The 18,837-nt window shown below is 67.1% G+C and carries 18 protein-coding genes and 1 tRNA gene; 12 read left to right on the top strand and 7 right to left on the bottom strand.

Annotated elements, in window-relative coordinates; genetic code table 11:
* Window positions 1-18: 18 nt before the first annotated feature.
* From PIGHUM_RS04600 to PIGHUM_RS04580, 5 genes are all read left to right on the top strand, one after another.
* Window positions 19-582, top strand: coding sequence for an outer membrane lipoprotein LolB (locus PIGHUM_RS04600; RefSeq protein WP_124078307.1), 564 nt, complete (start codon window positions 19-21; stop codon window positions 580-582).
* Window positions 583-595: 13 nt separating this feature from the next.
* Complete coding sequence (ispE, locus tag PIGHUM_RS04595) at window positions 596-1,492, top strand: 4-(cytidine 5'-diphospho)-2-C-methyl-D-erythritol kinase (RefSeq protein ID WP_124078101.1); 897 nt, start codon at window positions 596-598, stop codon at window positions 1,490-1,492.
* A gap of 88 nt (window positions 1,493-1,580) precedes the next feature.
* A tRNA-Gln gene (locus tag PIGHUM_RS04590) sits at window positions 1,581-1,657 on the top strand.
* 120 nt (window positions 1,658-1,777) lie between these two features.
* A complete protein-coding gene (locus tag PIGHUM_RS04585) occupies window positions 1,778-2,728 on the top strand; it encodes a ribose-phosphate pyrophosphokinase (protein WP_187697751.1) in 951 nt (316 codons plus the stop codon).
* 139 nt (window positions 2,729-2,867) lie between these two features.
* Window positions 2,868-3,452, top strand: coding sequence for a 50S ribosomal protein L25/general stress protein Ctc (locus PIGHUM_RS04580; protein ID WP_124078099.1), 585 nt, complete (start codon window positions 2,868-2,870; stop codon window positions 3,450-3,452).
* Window positions 3,453-3,735: 283 nt separating this feature from the next.
* Here the strand turns inward: PIGHUM_RS04580 and PIGHUM_RS04575 are convergent, their stop codons facing one another.
* On the bottom strand, window positions 3,736-5,325 hold the full coding sequence (locus tag PIGHUM_RS04575; RefSeq protein ID WP_124078097.1) for an aldehyde dehydrogenase (NADP(+)): 1,590 nt from the start codon (window positions 5,323-5,325) through the stop codon (window positions 3,736-3,738).
* A gap of 162 nt (window positions 5,326-5,487) precedes the next feature.
* Entirely contained in the window at window positions 5,488-6,162 is a 675-nt protein-coding gene (locus PIGHUM_RS04570) for a GntR family transcriptional regulator (RefSeq protein ID WP_124078095.1), read from the bottom strand.
* 153 nt (window positions 6,163-6,315) lie between these two features.
* Here PIGHUM_RS04570 and PIGHUM_RS04565 point away from each other — a divergent pair, with 153 nt between their 5' ends.
* Genes PIGHUM_RS04565 through PIGHUM_RS04550 form a run of 4 tightly spaced genes read left to right on the top strand, consistent with a single transcriptional unit; the run spans window position 6,316 to window position 10,326 of the window.
* Entirely contained in the window at window positions 6,316-7,506 is a 1,191-nt protein-coding gene (locus tag PIGHUM_RS04565) for a CaiB/BaiF CoA transferase family protein (RefSeq protein WP_124078093.1), read from the top strand.
* Window positions 7,506-8,315: an enoyl-CoA hydratase gene (locus PIGHUM_RS04560; RefSeq protein WP_124078090.1), complete on the top strand. Its 810-nt coding sequence runs from the start codon at window positions 7,506-7,508 to the stop codon at window positions 8,313-8,315. The genes PIGHUM_RS04565 and PIGHUM_RS04560 overlap by 1 nt, the downstream gene beginning before the upstream one ends.
* Before the next feature lie 17 nt (window positions 8,316-8,332).
* Window positions 8,333-9,316 (top strand): zinc-binding dehydrogenase, encoded by a 984-nt coding sequence (locus tag PIGHUM_RS04555; RefSeq protein WP_124078088.1) that lies wholly within the window; start codon window positions 8,333-8,335, stop codon window positions 9,314-9,316.
* 38 nt (window positions 9,317-9,354) lie between these two features.
* The gene (locus PIGHUM_RS04550) at window positions 9,355-10,326 is read left to right on the top strand and encodes a Bug family tripartite tricarboxylate transporter substrate binding protein (protein WP_124078086.1); all 972 of its coding nucleotides are present in this window, start codon (window positions 9,355-9,357) and stop codon (window positions 10,324-10,326) included.
* 88 nt (window positions 10,327-10,414) lie between these two features.
* On the opposite strand, the gene PIGHUM_RS04545 is transcribed toward PIGHUM_RS04550, so the two are convergent.
* The 3 genes from PIGHUM_RS04545 to PIGHUM_RS04535 all read right to left on the bottom strand — a co-directional run bounded on the left by PIGHUM_RS04545 (window position 10,415) and on the right by PIGHUM_RS04535 (window position 13,551).
* The gene (locus PIGHUM_RS04545; protein WP_124078084.1) at window positions 10,415-11,788 is read right to left on the bottom strand and encodes an MmgE/PrpD family protein; all 1,374 of its coding nucleotides are present in this window, start codon (window positions 11,786-11,788) and stop codon (window positions 10,415-10,417) included.
* A gap of 22 nt (window positions 11,789-11,810) precedes the next feature.
* Window positions 11,811-12,791 (bottom strand): Bug family tripartite tricarboxylate transporter substrate binding protein, encoded by a 981-nt coding sequence (locus PIGHUM_RS04540; RefSeq protein WP_124078082.1) that lies wholly within the window; start codon window positions 12,789-12,791, stop codon window positions 11,811-11,813.
* Window positions 12,792-12,855: 64 nt separating this feature from the next.
* Window positions 12,856-13,551 carry an FCD domain-containing protein gene (locus PIGHUM_RS04535; protein WP_124078080.1) on the bottom strand — a complete coding sequence of 232 codons (696 nt, stop codon included), beginning with the start codon at window positions 13,549-13,551 and terminating at the stop codon, window positions 12,856-12,858.
* A gap of 254 nt (window positions 13,552-13,805) precedes the next feature.
* Here PIGHUM_RS04535 and pth point away from each other — a divergent pair, with 254 nt between their 5' ends.
* From pth to PIGHUM_RS04520, 3 genes are all read left to right on the top strand, one after another.
* On the top strand, window positions 13,806-14,399 hold the full coding sequence (pth, locus tag PIGHUM_RS04530) for an aminoacyl-tRNA hydrolase (RefSeq protein WP_124078078.1): 594 nt from the start codon (window positions 13,806-13,808) through the stop codon (window positions 14,397-14,399).
* Window positions 14,392-15,216 carry a CPBP family glutamic-type intramembrane protease gene (locus PIGHUM_RS04525; RefSeq protein WP_124078076.1) on the top strand — a complete coding sequence of 275 codons (825 nt, stop codon included), beginning with the start codon at window positions 14,392-14,394 and terminating at the stop codon, window positions 15,214-15,216. Before pth ends, PIGHUM_RS04525 begins: the two co-directional genes overlap by 8 nt.
* A gap of 112 nt (window positions 15,217-15,328) precedes the next feature.
* On the top strand, window positions 15,329-16,213 hold the full coding sequence (locus PIGHUM_RS04520; protein WP_160142161.1) for an alpha/beta hydrolase: 885 nt from the start codon (window positions 15,329-15,331) through the stop codon (window positions 16,211-16,213).
* Here the strand turns inward: PIGHUM_RS04520 and tsdA are convergent.
* The gene (gene tsdA / locus PIGHUM_RS04515) at window positions 16,200-17,177 is read right to left on the bottom strand and encodes a gamma-resorcylate decarboxylase (RefSeq protein WP_124078072.1); all 978 of its coding nucleotides are present in this window, start codon (window positions 17,175-17,177) and stop codon (window positions 16,200-16,202) included. The genes PIGHUM_RS04520 and tsdA overlap by 14 nt on opposite strands.
* 27 nt (window positions 17,178-17,204) lie before the next feature.
* Window positions 17,205-18,836 carry a CocE/NonD family hydrolase gene (locus tag PIGHUM_RS04510; RefSeq protein WP_160142160.1) on the bottom strand — a complete coding sequence of 544 codons (1,632 nt, stop codon included), beginning with the start codon at window positions 18,834-18,836 and terminating at the stop codon, window positions 17,205-17,207.
* Window position 18,837 lies beyond the last annotated feature (1 nt).

Below are 18,837 nucleotides of genomic sequence, written 5' to 3'. Positions count from 1 at the left end.
GGCCCGAACCGGCTGCGCATGGCCGCGGCCATGCTTGCGCTGGCGCTGTTGTCCGCCTGCGCGGTGCCCGTGCCTATTCCGGTGCCTGCCGGCGCCGATGAAAACCGTTCGCTGTCGCGGGTGGGGCGTTTCGCCTTGCGCGTGGAAGAGGTCGGCGGCAAGCAGAATGCCGTGCAGGGCAGCTTCGCGTGGCGGGACGACGGCAGCCATCTGGTGCTTGATCTCGCATCGCCGCTGGGCGCGACCCTGGCGCGCGTCGAGGCCGGCCCGGGCCGGGCGGTGCTGCGCGAATCCAACGGCAAGGAGACCCTGGCCCGCAATCCGGACGAACTGGTCGGGATCGCGCTGGGCAGCGACATTCCGGTATCGGGATTGCGCGACTGGCTGCGCGGCCGCGTGGCCGAGCAGCCGGCGGCCGAGGTGGCCGAGCGCGACGAGCAGGGCCGTCCGCTCGCGTTCGAGCAGGCGGGCTGGCGCGTCAGCGCGCGCCAGTACGACGCGCTGGGCCCCACGCGCCTGCAGATGGCGCGCAGCGACAGCGGCGGGCAGGAAGTCGACCTGCGCCTGGTCATCAACCCCTGAAGGCCGCCTGCGCATGACAGCAGAATTGCGCGACGTTCCCGCGCCCGCCAAGCTCAACTTGTTCCTGCACGTGGTCGGGCGCCGGGCCGACGGCTACCATTTGCTGCAGACCGTGTTCCGCTTCATCGATCTGCAGGACACCCTGCATTTCCGGGCGCGCGGCGATGGCAGGATCCGGCGCGTGCGCGAGCTGCCCGGCGTGCCGGAAGACGCCGACCTGACCGTGCGCGCGGCGCGCGCGCTGCAGCAGGCCACGGGTTGTACGCTGGGCGCGGACATCGAGCTTGAAAAGCGCATTCCCGCCGGCGGCGGGCTGGGGGGAGGGTCGAGCGACGCGGCCTCGGTGCTGCTGGCCTTGAACCGTCTCTGGAACACCGGCTTGTCGCGCCGCCAGTTGATGCAGCTGGCGCTGCCGCTGGGCGCCGACGTGCCGGTATTCGTTTTCGGGCGCAATGCCTTCGCCGAAGGCGTGGGCGAGGAACTGAGCGCGCTGGCGTTGCCGCGGCGCTGGTACGTGGTGGCGCAGCCTGACGCGAGCGTGCCGACGGCAGAGGCTTTTCGCGCACCTGAATTGACAAGAGATTCTGCACGCGTCAAAATAGCGGACTTTCCTGGTAGCTCATTTGGTTGCGGCTTCAGGAACGATCTGGAACCTGTCGTTTTTGCCCGGTTTTCCGAAGTCGGTGCGGCAGCGGCAGGCCTAGCCAAGGTGCTCGATGGCGCCAAGGTCAGGATGTCCGGGTCGGGCGCCTGCTTATTTGTCGAATACGACACGCAAGCACAAGCCAATGGCGCGGTGGTTAAAATCACCGCTACAATGCAGGGCCAGCCGGGCGTCATGCCGGCGTTGAGGTTAAGTATGGCGTCAGCCGGCCTCGATGCGCATCCGCTGTTGGACTGGGCCGCATAAGCAATCGCAAGTCGGGAATGTCCGTTACAGCCGGATGTTCGCGCAGCAAGTTTCGATGCCCGCGCAGTCGCCTGCGAGGGTAACGAGTTGGGGAGTCGCCAAGTTGGTTAAGGCACCGGATTTTGATTCCGGCATGCGAAGGTTCGAATCCTTCCTCCCCAGCCAAATACTTTGACCTAGAAGCTGTTGATGCCTGTTCGAATACCACAGGGTCAACAGCTTTGTTGTTTTGTCGATCGGCCCCGGTGACAGGTCAACCCGGGCCACAGCCACGGGCAACGTGTCATGGCGCAAGAAAGCTTCATGATCTTCACGGGGACAGCCAACCCCAAGCTGGCGGCGGACGTCGCAAGCCATCTCGGCATACCACTGGGCAAAATGAGCGTCGGGCGTTTCTCCGACGGCGAAGTCATGGTGGAAATCAACGAGAACGTCCGTGGTAAAGACGTCTTCGTGCTCCAGCCTACCTGTGCTCCGACCAATGACAACCTGATGGAAACCATGGTGATGGTCGATGCGCTGCGCAGGGCTTCGGCCGGCCGCATCACCGCCGCCATGCCGTACTTCGGCTATGCCCGCCAGGACCGCCGCCCCCGTTCGGCGCGCGTGGCGATCTCGGCCAAGGTGGTGGCCAACATGCTGCAGGTGGTCGGCGTCGACCGCATCCTGACCATGGACCTGCACGCCGACCAGATCCAGGGATTCTTCGATATCCCGGTCGACAACATCTACGCCGCGCCCATCCTGCTCAGCGACATCTGGAAGCGCAACCTGTCCAACCTGATGGTGGTCTCGCCCGACGTCGGCGGCGTGGTCCGCGCCCGCGCGCTGGCCAAGCGCCTGGAAGTGGACCTGGCCATCATCGACAAGCGCCGTCCGCGCGCCAACGTCTCCGAAGTGATGAACATCATCGGCGACGTCGACGGCCGCACCTGCATCATCATGGACGACATGGTCGATACCGCCGGCACGCTGTGCAAGGCGGCCCAGGTCCTGAAGCAGCGCGGCGCGCTGGCCGTCTACGCCTATTGCACGCACGCCGTGCTGTCGGGCGGCGCGGTGGGCCGCATCGCCGAGTCCGACCTGGACGAACTGGTCGTGACCGACACCATTCCCGCCAGCGAAGAAGTCAAGGCCTGCAGCCGCATCCGCCAATTGTCGTGCGCGGCCCTGATCGGCGAGACCATGCTGCGCATTTCGCGCGCCGACTCGGTCAGCTCGCTGTTCGTCGAATAAGTTTCTGCCGGCCGCCTCCGCCTCGAGCGGGAGCGGCGGGCGAACCGCAGGCGCTGGTCGCGGCGCTTGCGGACGGGATGCGATGGTCGCGTCCCGTGTATCGCGCAGGCATGCCGCCTGGCGCATTTTGGAGAAAACCATGCAATTCAACGCCACTTCGCGTAGCGTCCAGGGTTCGAGTGCGAGCCGCCGCCTGCGCCGCGCCGGCCGTGTTCCCGCCATCGTTTACGGCGGCGACGCAGCCCCCTTGTCCATCGAACTCGATCACAACGAGATCTACCATGCCCTGCGCAAGGAAGAGTTCCACTCGTCCATCCTGAGCATGCAGTTCGACGGCAAGGCCACCCAGGTCCTGCTGCGCGCCGTTCAATGGCATCCCTACAAGCCCCAAGTGCTGCACGTGGACTTCCAGCGCATCGCCGCCGGCCAGGCCCTGCACACCAAGGTGCCCCTGCACTTCATCAACGCCGAGATCTCGCCTGCCGTTAAGCTGAGTAGCGCCGTGATCACCCACGTGCAGAACGAAGTCGAAGTGACTTGCCTGCCGGGCGATCTGCCGCAGTTCATCGAAGTCGATCTGGGCAACATGATCGCCGGCGCTTCGCTGCACCTGTCGGACATCAAGCCGCCCAAGGGCGTGACCTTCGTGGCCGGCGGCGACACCGTGCTGGCCAACGCGCTGGCCAAGCCGGGCGGCGCGACGGAAGAGGCTGCTGAGGGGTAAGGCCCCCCCCTACGCGCTTCGCGCGCCCCCCAGGGGGCGGCACTGGCGGACTGGAAGGGAAACCCACCCCATGCGGCTGCGCCGCTCCCCTCAAGGGGCGGCACCGGCGGACCGGCAAAGCCGGATCCGCTGTGCCCTGGGTTAAAACCCCCGACGGAATCGAACTGACCCCCAGAAGTTGTGGACGGTCAGAAGCTAAAGCCCGAAGGCCTGAGCCCGGTATTGCACCGGGCTCAGGCCTTTTAGCTGGAGCTTTATGTGGTAGGTGTGTCGGATTCGCGGATCAGGCCGGCGGCTGCGGTTGTCCGTCGATCAGGCGCCACAGCTTCAGGGGATTGCCGTCCTGCAAGGCTTCGGGCAGCAGGTCCGCGGGCATGTCCTGGTAAGCCACTGGACGCAGGAAGCGGTCGATGGCGCTGGCGCCGACGGAGGTGTGGGCGCTGTTCGATGTGGCGGGGAACGGTCCGCCGTGCACCTGTGCGTGGCCGACTTCGACGCCGGTGGGGAATCCGTTGACCAGGATGCGGCCGGCCTTGCGTTCGAGCACCGGTAGCAAATGGCGCGCGTGGTCGTGATCGGCCGCGTCGATCTGCAGCGTCGCCGTCAGTTGTCCTTCGAGCCGCTCGGCCAGCTCGGCCATCTCCTGCACGTCGCGCACCTTGACGATTATCGACGACGGGCCGAAGACCTCTTCGGCCAGCGCGGGCGTGGCCAGCCACTGCCGTGCATCGACCACGTACAGCCGTGCCTGGGCCGCATTCGGCCGGTCCGCCGCCGGTAGGCCGATGCCGGCAGGCTCCACCCCGGCCGCCTGCTCCAGGTTAGCTACACCTCGTGCATAGGCCTGGTGGATGCCTTCGGTCAGCATGGCCGCTGCGGGTTTGTCCGCCAGCGCCGCCGAGGCCGCCGCAATGAAGCGCTGCAGCGCCGCTCCCTCGGCCGCCAGGACGAGCCCCGGATTCGTGCAGAATTGTCCGGCCCCCAGCGTGAGCGAATCCACGAATCCCCGGGCGATGGCCTCGGCCCGTTCCGCCAGGGCGGCGGGCATCAGGAACACCGGATTGATGCTGCTCATTTCCGCGTAGACGGGAATGGGCTCGGGGCGCGCGTTCGCGATTTTCAGCAAGGCCAGCCCGCCGGGGCGAGAGCCAGTGAAGCCCACGGCCTTGATGGCAGGATGGGCGACCAGCGCTTCGCCGATGGCATTGCCGCCGCCCATCACCATCGAGAACACGCCTTCGGGCAGGCCCTGGTCGCGCACTGCCTGCTGGATCGCGCGCCCGACCAATTCGGACGTTCCCAAATGCGCGCCATGGGCTTTCACGACCACGGGGCAGCCGGCCGCGAACGCGGAAGCGGTATCGCCGCCGGCCACCGAGAATGCGAGCGGGAAATTGCTGGCGCCGAATACGGCCACCGGCCCCAGCGGAATCCTGGCCAGGCGCAGGTCGGGACGGGGCAGCGGCTGCCGCGCAGGCTGGGCCGGGTCGATGGCGGCGCGCAGAAAGTGTCCGTCGCGCACCACCTGCGCGAACAAACGCAACTGGCCCACCGTGCGCCCGCGCTCGCCTTCCAGGCGGGCGCGCGGCAGGGCCGTTTCCTCATGCGCCCGGGCGATCAGGGTGTCCCCCAGTGCGAGGATGTTGTCCGCCACGGCCTCGAGGAATGCGCCGCGCCGCGCCGGAGGCAGGCTGCGATAAGGGTCGAAGGCGGCCTGAGCGAGCCGCGCTGCGCGATCGACTTCGGCGGCGCCTCCCAGGCCGAATTCGGGCGCGTCGATGAAGCGGCCGGTGGCGGGATTGGCGGCGCGCTGGCTGCCCTCGGTACCTCGAACGGCTTGGGCGCCGATCAGCATTTCACCCGTAAGCGTCATGGCAATATCTCCTGAAACCCAGGACTGTAGGACGCTCGCGCGGTATTTGCTTTGTGTTTGCCGCAAACCTGCTGTGCGCGCCGGAGTGCTGCGCCCGGCATGGGCAGGCGCGACGCGCGGTTTTCGCTCAGACCCGGCCGCCGCCTCGGCCCGGCGCGGCGGCTATCCCGCCAGCGGTTCTTCGAGCGTGGCCAGCAGCCTGGACCGGCCGTCGAGCACGTGCCGTTCGGCCGCCGCGCGCGCCTTGGCCGCGCTTCCGGAGGCGATCGCCTCGTAGATTTTGCGGTGCTCCACGTTCGACTTGCGCATGTTGCTGCGCACATTGAAGTACCTGCGCCGGAACAAATGCAGCTCTTTGACGTAGTCGTCGTAGGCTTGCCGCGCCCGCCGGTTGCCGCACAGATCCAGGATCAGCTCGTGGTAGGCCAGGTTCAACTCGTAGTAGCGCGTGCCGTCGCTGGCCTCGCAGGCTTCGTCCATGCCGGCCAGCAGCCGCTCGAAGCGCGCTCCGGCCTCAGGGGAGAAATGTTCGCAGGCCCGCTCCGCGGCGTAGCCGAACACCAGCGCGCGCAATTCGTAGACCTCGATCATCTCGCGCACGGACAACTGCCGCACGAATACCCCTTTGTTGGGCACCGGCGTGACCAGTCCGAGACCGGCCAGCACTTTCATGGCCTCGCGGATGGGGCCGCGGCTGGTGCCCATGCGGATGGCGAGCGCGGCCTCGTTGAGGCGTTCGCCCGGCTGGAATTCGCCCGAATAGATCAAGCGCTTCAGCTCTTCGGCGACGGTTTGGGACAGGACCGCGCTGCGGGTGGGGGAGGGAGAGTCGTCCATCGGGCAATCCTACCTGAAAGCCTGCGGGCAAACCTCGTCCGAGGCAGCCAGCGGTGTACATATCGCTGAAATGTGTCTACGAATATCGCAAAGTGTTGACAATATTCTATGATGTGGCAACACTATGCCGAAATAACAGCGAAAGAGAGACTCATGCCCCATCTTCCGGCTTCCGACGCGCTCAAGCGCTTCCGCGTCATCGACCTCACCCAGGTGCGCGCCGGCCCCACCGCGTGCCGCCAACTGGCGGACTGGGGCGCAGACGTGATCCAGGTGCAGATGCCCGAACACATGCGCGGCGACGACACCCTGGGCGGACAGGACGGTTCGGACTATCAGTACACCCACCGCAACAAGCGCTCCATCACGCTCAACCTGAAGGAGGCCGACGGCATCGCCACGCTCAAGCGGCTGATCGCGACCGCCGACGTGGTGGTGGAGAATTTTCGCCCCGACGTGAAATTCCGCCTGGGCATCGACTATGAAACGCTGGCCGAGGCCAACCCCGGGCTGGTGTACGCCAGCATTTCCGGCTTCGGGCAAACGGGCCCGTATGCCCAGCGTCCCGGTTTCGACCAGATCGCCCAGGGCATGAGCGGCCTGATGTCGGTGACCGGCCTGCCGGGCGGCGGCCCGGTGCGGGTGGGCATTCCCATCGGCGATCTGTGCGCGGGCATCTTCGCCGCGCAGGGCATCCTGGTTGCGCTGCTCGAGCGCGCGTCCTCGGGCAAGGGGCAGTGGCTGCACACCTCGCTCCTGGAGTCCATGGTCTACATGATGGATTTCCAGACCTCGCGCTATCTGATCGATGGCGAAGTGGCCACCCAGGCCGGCAACTTCCATCCCACCAGCATCCCCACCGGCGTCTACAAGGCGCGCGACGGCTATATGAATATCGCCGTGTTCGGCTCCAAGATCTGGGAGCGCTTCTGCGCCATCCTGGGCGCGCCCGAATGGATCACCGACGAGCGCTATCACGACAAGGCCTCGCGCTCGGCGAACCGCGACACGCTCAACGCCGAGATCGACCGCCGGCTGGCCGAGCAGGACCGCGGCTACTGGATCACCCGCTTCAACGAGGGCGGCGTCGCCTGCGGGCTCATCAACGACCTGGCCGAGGTCTTCGACGAACCGCAGGTCCGGCATCTGGGCATGGTCAAGGAAGTCGTATCGCAGCGGCTCGGCAGGCAGCGCCTGGTCGGCCAGCCGGTGCAACTGACGCGCACGCCCAGCACCATCGCGCGCGCCGCGCCGCGGCGGGGCGAGCACACCGAGGAGATCCTGCAGGAGCTGGGATACCACGCCGACGATATGGCCCGCATGAAATCCCAGGGAGTCTACTGATGTCCCATCCCGACTACCGATCGTCCACCGAGCGTGTCCTGACGTGGCTCGATGGCGCCACGCTGCACATCCGGTTCAACAATCCTTCGCGCCACAACGCGCTGTCGGCGGACATGTGGGAAGCGGTGCCGCCGCTGCTCGACGCCGCGCGCGGCGACGACCGCGTGCGCCTGGTCGTCTTCTCCGGAGCCGGAGGCAAGGCCTTCGTTTCGGGCGCCGACATTTCCCAGTTCGAAGACATGCGCGCGGCGCGAGAGGCCGTCACCCGCTACGAGGCCATGGCCGAGGGCACGCTCATGGCCATCCACGATTTTCCCAAGCCCACGCTGGCATGCATCAGCGGCTATTGCATAGGCGGCGGCGTGAACGTCGCCATCAGCTGCGACATCCGGATCGCCTCCGACAACTCGGTTTTCTCCATCCCCGCGGCCCGCCTGGGGCTGGGCTACCGCTATTCGGCCATGAAGAACCTGATCGACCTGATTGGGCCGGGAGCGGCGAAGGACCTGTTCTTCACCGCCCGGCGCATCGGCGCCGGCGAGGCCCGGGCGCTGGGGCTCATCAGCCGCAGCAGCACGGTGGACGAACTGCCGGCGCTGCTGGCCGAGTACACGCAGGCCATCGCCGAGAACGCGCCGCTGACCGTGGCCGCCGCCAAGGCGATCACCACCGAGATTCTCAAGCCTTCGCCGGAGCTCGACCTGGACCGTTGCACCGCGCTCATCCGCGGCTGCTTCGACAGCGAAGACTACGCCGAAGGACGCACCGCCTTCATGCAGAAGCGCAAGCCGGTATTCGTCGGCCGATGAGCCGGCCAGGGGGGACAATGAAAAGCTACTGGATGCAGATGACCGACGCGGACACCACGCTGGCATGCCGCGAATCGCCCATGCCGGAACCCGGCCCGAAGCAGGTGCTGGTGCGCATGCATGCCGCCGGGCTGAACCGGGGCGAGTTCGTGCCGGGACACGGTTTGCATGGACAGCCCGGAAGCTGGAAGCAGATCGGCGGCGAGGGCGCCGGCGAGGTCGTCGCGGCCGGCAGTGAAGTGGCCGAGTTCAAGGTGGGCGATCCGGTCATGGGCCGATGCGCGGGCGCGTTCTCCGAGTATTGCCTCATGGACGCCGCCGAGGCCATGCCCAAGCCCGCCGCCCTGTCGTGGGAACAGGCGGCATGCCTGCCCCTGACCTTCCTCGTCGCTTTCGACATGCTGGTCCTGCAAGGCCGGCTGCAGGCGGGGGAGTGGCTGCTGATCAACGGCGTGTCGTCCGGCGTCGGCGTCGCGTCGCTGCAGCTCGGCAAGGCGATGGGCGCCCGCGTCATCGGCACCTCGGGGTCGGCGGACAAGCTGGATTTGCTCGCGCCGCTCGGGCTCGACGTGGCGCTGCATACCCGCGGCGCCGGCTTCGCCGCCGCCGTGCTCGACGCCACCGGACAGCGCGGCGCCGACGTGGTCGTCAACGCGGTGGGCGGCAGCGTGTTCGCCGAGAACATCCGCGCCGCCGCCTTCCAGGGGCGGCTTGCCATCGTCGGCTACGTGGACGGCGTGCTCGAGGCGCCGATCGACCTCGAGGCCGTGCATGCCAGGCGGCTCACCCTCTTCGGCGTGTCCAACAAACTGCGCACCAAGGAACAACGGGCCGCCGCTGTGCCGCGGTTCCGTTCCGAGGTGTTGCCTTACTTCGCCTCGGGACGCATCGTGCCCCAGGTCGACAAGCGATTCGAATTCGAGGAACTGGCCGCGGCCAAGGCCTGCATGGAGTCGGGCGGCCATGCAGGCAAGATCGTGCTACGCATGCCTGCAGTCTGAACAGTCCATCCAAACAAAAAAGATCGAGGAGACACCCCATGCGCACCACCCGCTTCATCCTGGCGCTCTGCCTGAGCGCGCCGGCCATGCATGCCATGGCCCAATCGAACGACTACCCCTCGCGCACGGTGCGCGTCGTCGTCGGCTTCGCCCCGGGCGGCGCCGCGGACTTCGTCGCCCGCGCGATGAACGAGGCCTTCAGCAAAGCGCTGGGGCAGACCGTCGTCATCGACAACAAGCCGGGCGCGGGCTCCAGCATCGCCGCCGACTACGTCGCCAAGGCGCCTGCGGACGGCTACACCATCCTGATCGCCAGCCCCAGCAGCATTTCCATCAATCCCGCCTTGAATCCCAAGCTCACCTACACCCCCAAGGATTTCAAGGCGGTCACCAAGATCACCACCTCGCCGCTCGTGCTGGCGGTCAATCCCAAGACCGACATCCATAGCCTGGGCGACCTCATCAAGGAGGCCAAGGCCAAGCCCGGCGCGCTGAACTATTCCACCTCCGGCAACGGCTCGGCGCCGCACCTGGGGGCGGCGCTGTTCACGCTGCTGACCGGCACCGACATGACGCATGTCCCCTATCGCGGCGGCGCCCCGGCGGTGCAGTCCGTCATGGCGGGAGACACCCAGCTGACCTTCGGCACGTCGCCTTCCGTGCTGCCGTTCGCCAAGGGCGGCAGGCTGCGCGCCATTGCCGTCAGCACCCGCGAAAAATCCTCTCTCGTGCCCGATCTGCCGGGCATGCGCGAAGCCGGGCTGCCCGAGTACAACCTGGAATTCTGGTATGGGGTTTTCGTCCCCGCGCAGACGCCGGCCAACGTCGTGAAGAAAATCTACGAGGCCACGTCGGCGGCGATGAACCAGCCCAACGTCAAGGCCGCGCTGGCCAAGGAAGGCACCGAAGTCGCATTGTCGGCCTCGCCGGAAGCGTTCGAGACCTTCCTGGTGGAAGACGGCGAGTTCTGGGTCAAGCTCGCCAAGGGCGCGAACATCACGGTCGATTGAATCGCGCCGGGAGCGCAGCGCCTGCGCTCCCGGCCGCCTGGCTACCCGGGCGTCCGGCCCGGATACGGCCGGCCGGTTCCGTGGGCCGCTACGCCGGCCGGGCCAATGCCGCAAGCGCGCGCACGTCGGCGGCGCCGCCCAGCTCCCAGCAGGCCGCGATCAGCGCAGCCGTGCGCTGTGCGCCCAGCACCGGATCCGACATGCCGCTGAACTTCCTTTCCAGGTCGGCATCGCTCATGGGGCGCTGCAGCGAGCCGATCGCATGTTCCACGAAAACATGGACCCGGCGCCCATCGGCCAGCACCGCCGTGACGTCGGCGCTGGCCTCGTCGATGCCGTCGTCCACCGTCGCCACGACCTTGCGGCGCAGCGCCACCATGTCGGCGCGGTTGACGATGTCGTCGGCGTACTCGTCCTCGGTTGCCTTGCCGAAGATCAATCCCGCGGCGCAGCCATGGTAGACGCTGAATTTGCCTTGCAGGCCATCGGCCGGCTCCTTTTTGCCGGTCAGTTCCAGCACCAGCGAATGCACCTTCAGCTCGATGCGTTCGACCTGGTCGGCGGCCACGCCCTGGGCGCGCAACTGCACGCAGGCGTCGATGCTGGGATGGATCACGATGCCGCAGGCGAACGGCTTGTAGCTGTTGAACGAGATCTCGAAGCGCCGGCCCAGTTCATCGGTGGCCTCGTTCCACGCCGTCTTGGTCGACACGACCTGGGCGAAGCCGCGCGGGGCCTCGAGCGCGCGGGGGCTGGCGGTGAATCCCTGCTGCGCCAGCAGCGCCGACATCAGGCCCGCGCGCGCCGCGGCGCCCGGATGGAAGGGTTTGGTCATGGTGCCGAATTGTTCGCGCAGGCCGATCGGCTGCGAGGCCGCGATGCCCAGCGCCATCTGCGTCTGGTCGGCATTCAGCCCGAGCAGGCGCGCGCAGCCGGCGGCCGCGCCGAGCATGCCGGTGGTGCCGGTGATGTGCCAGCCGCGGTCGTAGTGCTCGGGATAGACCACGTTGCCCATGCGGCAGGCGACGTCGATGCCCAGCACCAGCGCATCGATCAGCTCGCGGCCGCTGGCTCCCTTGAGTTCGGCCAGCGCCAGCAGCGCCGAGGCGACGGGGCCGGCGGGGTGAATGATGGTCTTGAGGTGGGTGTCGTCGAAATCGAAGGTGTGCGAGGTGATGCCGTTGATCAGCGCCGCGCTGGCGATGTCGACTTTTTCGCGCCGGCCCGCCACTGTTGCCTGCGGCGCCGGCTGCAGCACGCCGACGGCGGCCAGCGCCGCCGCCGCGGCCTCGTGATGGGCCGCGCCCACTGCGCAGCCCAGCCAGTTGAGAAAGGTGCGGTGGGCTTCGTGGTCCACCGCGTCGCTCCAGCCGCGCGAAGAATGGGTCGCGACGTACTCGGCGAGGATGCGGGTGACGGGAGGGGCGTTATGGTCGGCCTGGACCTGGGTGTTGCGTGCCATGGGATAGATAGGATGAAGAACGTCAGTCGAGGGAAATGTTTTGCGCCTTGGCCAGCGCGGTCCAGCGCGCCAGATCCTTCTGCAGGTAGTCGCTGAATTCGGGGGCCGACATGGGCATGGGCTCGACGGCTTCGCCGCCGAGCTTTTCGCGCATGTCGGGCGCCTTCAGCACGGTGTTCAGGGTCTCGTTGAGCCTGGTCACCACGTTGTCCGGAATGCCGGCCGGGCCGACCACGCCGTACCATTGCACGGCGTCGAAGTTCTTCAGGCCGAGCTCGTCCAGCGTCGGCACGTCGGGCACTTGAGGCGCCCGGCTGTTGCCCGTGATCGCCAGCGCGCGCAGGCGGCCGGAGCGGATGTGCTGCAGGGCGGCGGCCAGGCCCGGGAAGACCGCCTGGGTCTGGCTGCCGATGGTGTCGGTGAGCGCCGGGGCCACGCCGCGGTAGGGGGCGTGGGTCATGGGAATGCCGAGCTGCTGGGCCATCAGTTCCATGGTCAGGTGGGTCAGCGAACCGGCGCCGGCCGAGCCGTAGCTGATCTGTCCCGGATGGGCTTTCACGTACTCGACGAATTCCTTGAGGTTCTTGATCGGCAGCTTGGGGTCGATCACCAGGATGTTCGGCGTGGCGCCTATCATGCCGATGGGGGTGAATTCTTTGACCGCGTCGTAAGGCACTTTGCGGGTGGCCGGGCTGGTGCCGTGCGTGGCCACGTAGCCTTGCATCAAGGTATAGCCGTCGGCCGGCGCGCGCGCGGTGTTCTGGCAGGCAATGACGCCGCCGCCCCCGCCCTGGTTCTCGACGACGATCTGCTGGCCGAGCGCGCGGCTCCAGCGTTCGCAGACCGTGCGGCCGACCATGTCGCTGCCGCCGCCGGGCGCCACCGGCACGATGTAGCGGATCGGCTTGTCGGGATAGCCCTGCGCGCCGGCAAGGCCGGGCAGGCCCGCGAGACCGGGGGCGAGCAGCACGGGGGCTGCCTGAAGGAACGTACGTCGTTGCATGGCATGTCTCCTCTTTTTTCGAATGAAGCGGCCGCTCTGCGGCGGCCGCCGGGACCCGGGGGGCTCAGGGATCCGTGGTGTCGCCCAGCCGTCCGAAGGCGCGGTGGACGTGGCTGGCCAGCAAGGCTTCGCAGCGCGCCGCGTCGCCGTCGCGCAGCGCCTGGGCGATCTCTACGTGTTCCGCGATGGACACGCGCATGCCGGTGTCCTGCGACAGGTTCTTCAGGCGCGACAGGTGCAGCTTCTGCACCACGCCGCGATAAGTCTCGACCACCGGCAGGTTGTCGGCGGCCTCTACCAGCAACCAGTGGAAACGCAGGTTCTCGGCGTAATAGCTGCTGACGTCGTGCACATCGGCGGCGGCGCGCATGACGGCGATCGACTCGTCGAGCGCATCGGCGAGGTCCAGGCGCTGCGGCAGCGTGAGCTGTGCGGTGCGGCGTCCCGCGTAGCCGTCCAGCAGCGAGCGCAAGTCGTACAGTCCGCGGATTTCGTCGGCGTCGAGTTCCCGCACGAATACGCCGGCATGCTTGCGCGCCACCACCAGTCCCGAGCTTTCGAGTTCGCGCAATGCCTCGCGCACCGGCACGCGCGACACGCCCAGGCGCGCCGCGACGTCGGGCTCGTTGATACGGGCGCCGGGCGGCAGCTGCCCGCCCAGGATCTGCTGCAGCAGGTCGTCGCGGACCAGCTTGGACAGCTTGGTTTCGCGCACCGTGGCGAAATAGTCTTCGGTCGTATTCGAATGCCAGGGAAACATGGATGCAGCGTCTTGAGTCTTGAGGGTTGGCTGGCGCGCATCTTTACGGTGCGCGCACGGCGGGATCGGGTTTGTGTAATAACGGATTCTATATTTCGTATACGATTTAAAAATAGGGGTTAACCGCAGGCTTCCGCGTTCACGGGTTCGGAGCGGCGCCAAGCCGGCGATTCCGGGTGGATCCGGCGGCGGCGCGGCGCGCGGCTGGCTTTGCCGGTAGGATGGCGGCTGTTGGTTCTCTTCCCCTTGTTTCCATGCCCGACCCTATCCGTCTCATCGCCGGCCTCGGCAATCCCGGTCCCGACTACGAACGTACCCGACACAATGCGGGGTTCTGGCTGTTGGACCAGATCGCGGACGACCTGCGTGTTTCCTTCGCCAACGAGAAACAGTTCTTCGGGCACGTGGCCAAGGCGCGGGTGGCGGGGGAGATCGTCCTGCTGGTCAAGCCGATGACCTATATGAACCGCTCCGGGCAGTCGGTCGGGGCGCTGGCCCGGTTCTACAAGCTGGCGCCCGAGCAGATTCTGGTGGCGCACGATGAACTGGACCTGCTGCCGGGGCAGGCCAAGCTCAAGCAGGGCGGCAGCCATGCGGGGCACAATGGCTTGAAGGACATCCAGGCCGCGCTCGGTTCGCCGGCATTCTGGCGGCTGCGTCTGGGGATCGGGCACCCGCGTTCGCTCGGCCTGGCGCAGCAAGTGGTGGATTTCGTGCTGCATCCGCCTCGCAAGGAAGAGCAGGCCCGCATCGACGAAACCATCGACCGCGCGCGCGCCATCGTGCCGGCGGTGCTGGACGGCGAGTTCGAACAGGCGATGCAGCAGCTGCACAGCGGGAATGCCTGAGTCTGGCGCGCCCCGGGAGCGTCCCCTGCCGGATGCGCCTGCCGCGGCGGGGCCGCCCGGGTTCTTCCGCGAATTCACCGATTTCCTCGCCTTCGTCAGGCGCCCCCGGCTGGGGCCGCGGCTGCCGCGCGCGCCCGCGTCCGTGCGCGGGCCGGGCGGATGGCGCTTCCTGGGGACGCAGGAGTGGCTGGGCGGCCTGAAGGGCCCGCATTTCTTCCAATGGCTGCTGGTGCTCTGGGGCATCAATCTGCTGGTGCTCGGCCCCCTGGCGGCATCGGTGGCGTTCGCCTCGGGAGCCGAGCGCCGGCTCGACGTGCTGCACATTTCCTGGTTCCACGCGGTGGTATGGGCGCCGGTGCTGGAAGAAATGCTTTTCCGCTTCGGCCTGCGCCGGCCGGCCGCCGCGCTGTGGCTGCTGCCCATCCTGATCGCGGCCATGTTCATGCGGCCCGGCCTGGCAGCGGGCGCCAGCATCGCGTTCGCCTGCGCGGCGGTGGCCGGCGTGCTGGCCTGGCGGCGCCAGCGCTGGCCGTGGAGCGTGCTGCGGCGTTATCGCAGCCTGTTTCCCTGGACCTTCCACCTGGTTACGCTGGCCTTTGCCTTCCTGCACCTGGCCAATTTCCGGCTCGGCGAGTCGGGCTGGCTGATCCTGCCGCTGCTGGTCCTGCCTCAATGGGCGTCGGGCCTGGTGCTGGGCTGGATGCGGGTGCGCTTCGGCATACTCGCGTCGATTGCGCTGCATGCGATGTTCAACGCGGGCCCCATGGCGCTGCTGTGGGTGCTGCAGCACTACGCGCCGGCGTGGCTGGATGGCTAGCGCCGCGCGGCCGACCTATCGGGTTTGCATATCAATCCATGCAAACAATTCAATTCCTAAAAAGAAAGGCCTTTGCTAAGTTGTCGGCATGACAGCTACAGGAATCGCCTGCATGACCACACCGGTATTCGGAGACTACGACCAGGACGCGCTGGACCTGCAATACGACAACCAGCGCTATTGCCCCGGCTTCCAGGAAATCCTGGACCGCACCGCGCAGCTCAGCCGCGACGCCTCGCCGCTGTGCACGCATCGCGACGTACGCTGGGGCGAGCACTCCGATGCCAGACTCGACATCTATCGCCCCGGGGGCGCGGGGCCGCTGCCCGTCGTCGTCTACGTCCACGGCGGCGCGTGGCTGGGGCAGAGCAAGGAAGAAAGCGCCTTCGCCGTGCCGGCCTTCCTGCGCGCCGGGTGCATGGCCGTGGTGCTGGGCTTTCCGCGCGCCTCGCAAGTGCCGTTCGCCGACATGGTCGGGGCGGTGCGCGACGGCATCGCCTGGATCGTGCGCAACATCGCCGGGTATGGCGGCGACCCCGCGCGCATCGTGCTGATCGGACATTCCTCCGGCAGCCATCTTGTCACGCAGTGCCTGATCCACGACTGGAAGGCGCGCGGCCTGCCGTCCAACGATTTCGCCGGGGCGGTGCTGGTCAGCGGCCTGGGCGATCTGGAACCGGTGCGGCTGAGCTATCGCAACAAGCGGCTGCACCTGACGCCCGAGCAGGTCGAGGCGTTCTCGCTGCTGGCCAACGAGCCTGGCGGCAAGACGCGGGTGGCGGTCGCGGTGGCGCAGGGCGACACCGACGAATTCCGCCGGCAGAGCCACGCGGTCGCGCAATACTGGCGCGACCGCGGGCTGCTGGCCGAGGAGCGCCTGATCGAGCAGCGCAACCACTTCGACGTGATCCTCGACCTGTGCGATGCATCCAGCGACCTGCACCGCGCGGTGCTGGCGCTGCTCGATGGCAAGCAGGCGGGCCCTAGCCCAGCTTGAACAGGCGGGCGGCGTTCAGGCTGCCGATCTTGAGCCGGTCGGCCTCGCTGATGCTGGCGGCGTCGAACCAGTCGGCGGCGTGGTCGATGTTCTCGAAAGGCCAGTCGGTCGAGAACAGGATGCGGTCGGCGCCGATTTCGAGCATGGCGTCGATCAGCGTCTGGGTGCGGAAATTGCCCGACGTGGTCAGGTAGAAGTTCTCGTTGAAATAGGCGGCGATCTGTTTCTTGGCCGCATACTTGGGCGTCGTCTCGACCCAGGCGTTGCGATGGTCGATGCGCCACATGCTGTACGGCAGCCCTTCGCCCAGATGGCCTAGGATGATGCGCAGCGCCGGATACGCGTCGAACAGGCCCGAACCCATCAGGCGCAGGGCGTGCACGGCCGTTTCCTGGCCGAAGGCCCAGGTCGGCCCCATCAGCCAGCCATGGCCGTCGTAGATGCCGGAATCGGCGGGCAGCGGATTGCGCGGATGCAGGTAGAACGGCACGTCGAGTTTTTCCACGGTTTCCCAGAACGGCCAGTATTGCGGCATGTCGTAGTACAAGGGCTTGCCATGCCGCTCGTCCTGGGAAAAGCCGTTCACCAGCGCGCCGACGAAGCCCAGGTCTGTCACGCAGCGCTCCAGCTCCGCCGCCGCCAGTTCCGGCTCCTGCATCGCCAGCGCGGCGAAACCGCGGAACCGGTCGGGGCGCTTGGCCACTTGCTCCGCCAGAAAATCATTCGCCCGTTGCGCGATGGCATGCGCCTTGCGGTGGTCGGCGATCGCCTGTACCGCCGGAGCGTTCAGCGACAGGATCATCAGCTCGATGCCGTGCTCGTCCATCAGCCGCAGCCGCCGATCCTGGATGTCCAGCAGCCGCGACTTCAGTTCGGGCCAGTCCTTCTCCGGCACGAAGCCCGCCGAGTCCATCAACGTGTCTTCAATCGCGAAATGCTCCTCCAGCGCGATCTTTCCTTTCATCTTCTTTCTCCAGGGCAATAAGGCCGTTCATCCATGCATGACCGGCAGCACCAGGTGCGAAGCATGGACCTTGTCATGGTGAATGGCGTCTTCTCCCACCTTGTCGGGTGTGTAGAGGTGGTCGTAGGGAAAATCGGTAGCGTGCGCGTCGCCGTTGGCGATCGAAATCCGTATCCGGTGCCCGGCCTTGAAGACGTGCGCCATCGGCATGATGGCGATGTCGAGCCGATAGACCTGGCCGGGAAGAAGAGGCTCCGGGTCCGCATGGGTGTACCACGGCGCGTTTTCCCGGGACAGCCGGTCGTCCAATTGGCGGTGCGAGGCGCGCAGCCATCCCTTGGTCAGTACGCGGGCAACCGGCTGGCCGGCCGAGTCGTTGGGGAATTGATCGGCGAGTTTGACGACGACGTCGGTGTCGGAGTTGGACGACGACAGGAACAGAACCAGCCTGACCGGCCCGGTCACTTCGAGATCCGCTGCCAGCGGCGCGCTGGTGAATGTCAGCGTGCGCCGCACGGGATCCAGGCGCCCCTGTTCGTCCATGCTGACGACGCCGCCGCGCCACTGGGGGTCCGGGTAACGATAAGAGGTGGCGGAGGAGGCGCCGGCCGGCGGCTGCTCCGACAGCATGCCGTCGTTCAGCGAGGACACCGACCCGCTGTGCGCCGCATCGAGGTACAGCCGTCGATAGCCCGCCTGGGGCGGCGGCCAGGCCTCGGCGCTGCGCATCCGGTCCGCGCCGGACAGGAAGTACCGCACCTCCGGCTGTTCGAGGTAGCCGGTTCGCTCGCCTTTCAGATAATGATCGTAGAACGGCCGCAGATAGGTCTCATGGAAAGCCGTGCTGGTGAAATCGGCCAGGGCCTTGAACATGTCCTTGCCTCCCAGAACGAGCAGCTTCCTGGGCGACCGCAGGCGCTGGTACCCCACGATGTTGCCGTTCAGGTGGTAGTCCACCTTGCTCCACGCGCCGATCGAGAATACCGGCACGGTGATTTCGGCCAGCCGTTCGGCCGCGGCGCGGATCCGCCAGAACTCGTCGTACAGCGGGTGGGCGCGGATCTCGCCGATGAAGTCCCAGTCGATCCGGCGCGGTTCTCCCTCGTAAGGGCATTCATTGATCGCGCGCAGGGAATTGTTGTACCAGTGCACCGGGAACAATCCCGGAATGCCTCCGCTGTAGGCGGCCGCGCGGTAGGTGTCGATGTTGCCGTCGTAGGGCGCGATGCAGGCCAGCGAAGGCGGATTCTGTATGCCCATGAACCATTGCATGCGGGCATAGTAGGACTGGCCGATTCCTCCCACCTTGCCGGTGCACCATGCCTGCGCGGCTATCCATTCTATGGCGTCGTACAGATCGGTCTGCTCGAGCTCGTCATGGTAGCGATACTCCCCCTCCGAACGCCCGGTGCCCCGCACGTCCATGTGGACGAACGCGTAGCCATGGGAAAGGTAGTAGGCGATGGGCCCGGTTTCTCCGCTCCACATGAACATGTTCGTGGGGGGCAGGCGGTTGTTGTCGAAGCGGTAGGGCGAAGCGGCGAACAGCGCGGGAAATCGGCCGGCGCCCGGCGGGAGGTACACGGCCGCCGTCAGCAGCGCGCCGTCCCTGGCGGGGATACGGACGATGAGCGATGGGGTGGGGGTCGCGTCGGTCATG

It is taken from the genome of Pigmentiphaga humi (assembly GCF_900606115.1).
In the GTDB taxonomy this organism is placed as follows: Bacteria; Pseudomonadota; Gammaproteobacteria; order Burkholderiales; family Burkholderiaceae_B; genus Pigmentiphaga; species Pigmentiphaga humi.
The sequence above is the reverse complement of the archived record's forward strand: the minus strand, read 5'-3'. Positions and strand labels throughout refer to the sequence as shown.

Bases quoted from the DNA above. Each gene is read 5' to 3' on its own strand.
- PIGHUM_RS04600 (WP_124078307.1), top strand. From the start codon at position 19: ATGGCCGCGGCCATGCTTGCGCTGGCGCTGTTGTCCGCCTGCGCGGTG.
- ispE (WP_124078101.1), top strand. From the start codon at position 596: ATGACAGCAGAATTGCGCGACGTTCCCGCGCCCGCCAAGCTCAACTTG.
- PIGHUM_RS04585 (WP_187697751.1), top strand. From the start codon at position 1,778: ATGGCGCAAGAAAGCTTCATGATCTTCACGGGGACAGCCAACCCCAAG.
- PIGHUM_RS04580 (WP_124078099.1), top strand. From the start codon at position 2,868: ATGCAATTCAACGCCACTTCGCGTAGCGTCCAGGGTTCGAGTGCGAGC.
- PIGHUM_RS04575 (WP_124078097.1), bottom strand. From the start codon at position 5,325: ATGACGCTTACGGGTGAAATGCTGATCGGCGCCCAAGCCGTTCGAGGT.
- PIGHUM_RS04570 (WP_124078095.1), bottom strand. From the start codon at position 6,162: ATGGACGACTCTCCCTCCCCCACCCGCAGCGCGGTCCTGTCCCAAACC.
- PIGHUM_RS04565 (WP_124078093.1), top strand. From the start codon at position 6,316: ATGCCCCATCTTCCGGCTTCCGACGCGCTCAAGCGCTTCCGCGTCATC.
- PIGHUM_RS04560 (WP_124078090.1), top strand. From the start codon at position 7,506: ATGTCCCATCCCGACTACCGATCGTCCACCGAGCGTGTCCTGACGTGG.
- PIGHUM_RS04555 (WP_124078088.1), top strand. From the start codon at position 8,333: ATGAAAAGCTACTGGATGCAGATGACCGACGCGGACACCACGCTGGCA.
- PIGHUM_RS04550 (WP_124078086.1), top strand. From the start codon at position 9,355: ATGCGCACCACCCGCTTCATCCTGGCGCTCTGCCTGAGCGCGCCGGCC.
- PIGHUM_RS04545 (WP_124078084.1), bottom strand. From the start codon at position 11,788: ATGGCACGCAACACCCAGGTCCAGGCCGACCATAACGCCCCTCCCGTC.
- PIGHUM_RS04540 (WP_124078082.1), bottom strand. From the start codon at position 12,791: ATGCAACGACGTACGTTCCTTCAGGCAGCCCCCGTGCTGCTCGCCCCC.
- PIGHUM_RS04535 (WP_124078080.1), bottom strand. From the start codon at position 13,551: ATGTTTCCCTGGCATTCGAATACGACCGAAGACTATTTCGCCACGGTG.
- pth (WP_124078078.1), top strand. From the start codon at position 13,806: ATGCCCGACCCTATCCGTCTCATCGCCGGCCTCGGCAATCCCGGTCCC.
- PIGHUM_RS04525 (WP_124078076.1), top strand. From the start codon at position 14,392: ATGCCTGAGTCTGGCGCGCCCCGGGAGCGTCCCCTGCCGGATGCGCCT.
- PIGHUM_RS04520 (WP_160142161.1), top strand. From the start codon at position 15,329: ATGACCACACCGGTATTCGGAGACTACGACCAGGACGCGCTGGACCTG.
- tsdA (WP_124078072.1), bottom strand. From the start codon at position 17,177: ATGAAAGGAAAGATCGCGCTGGAGGAGCATTTCGCGATTGAAGACACG.
- PIGHUM_RS04510 (WP_160142160.1), bottom strand. From the start codon at position 18,836: ATGACCGACGCGACCCCCACCCCATCGCTCATCGTCCGTATCCCCGCC.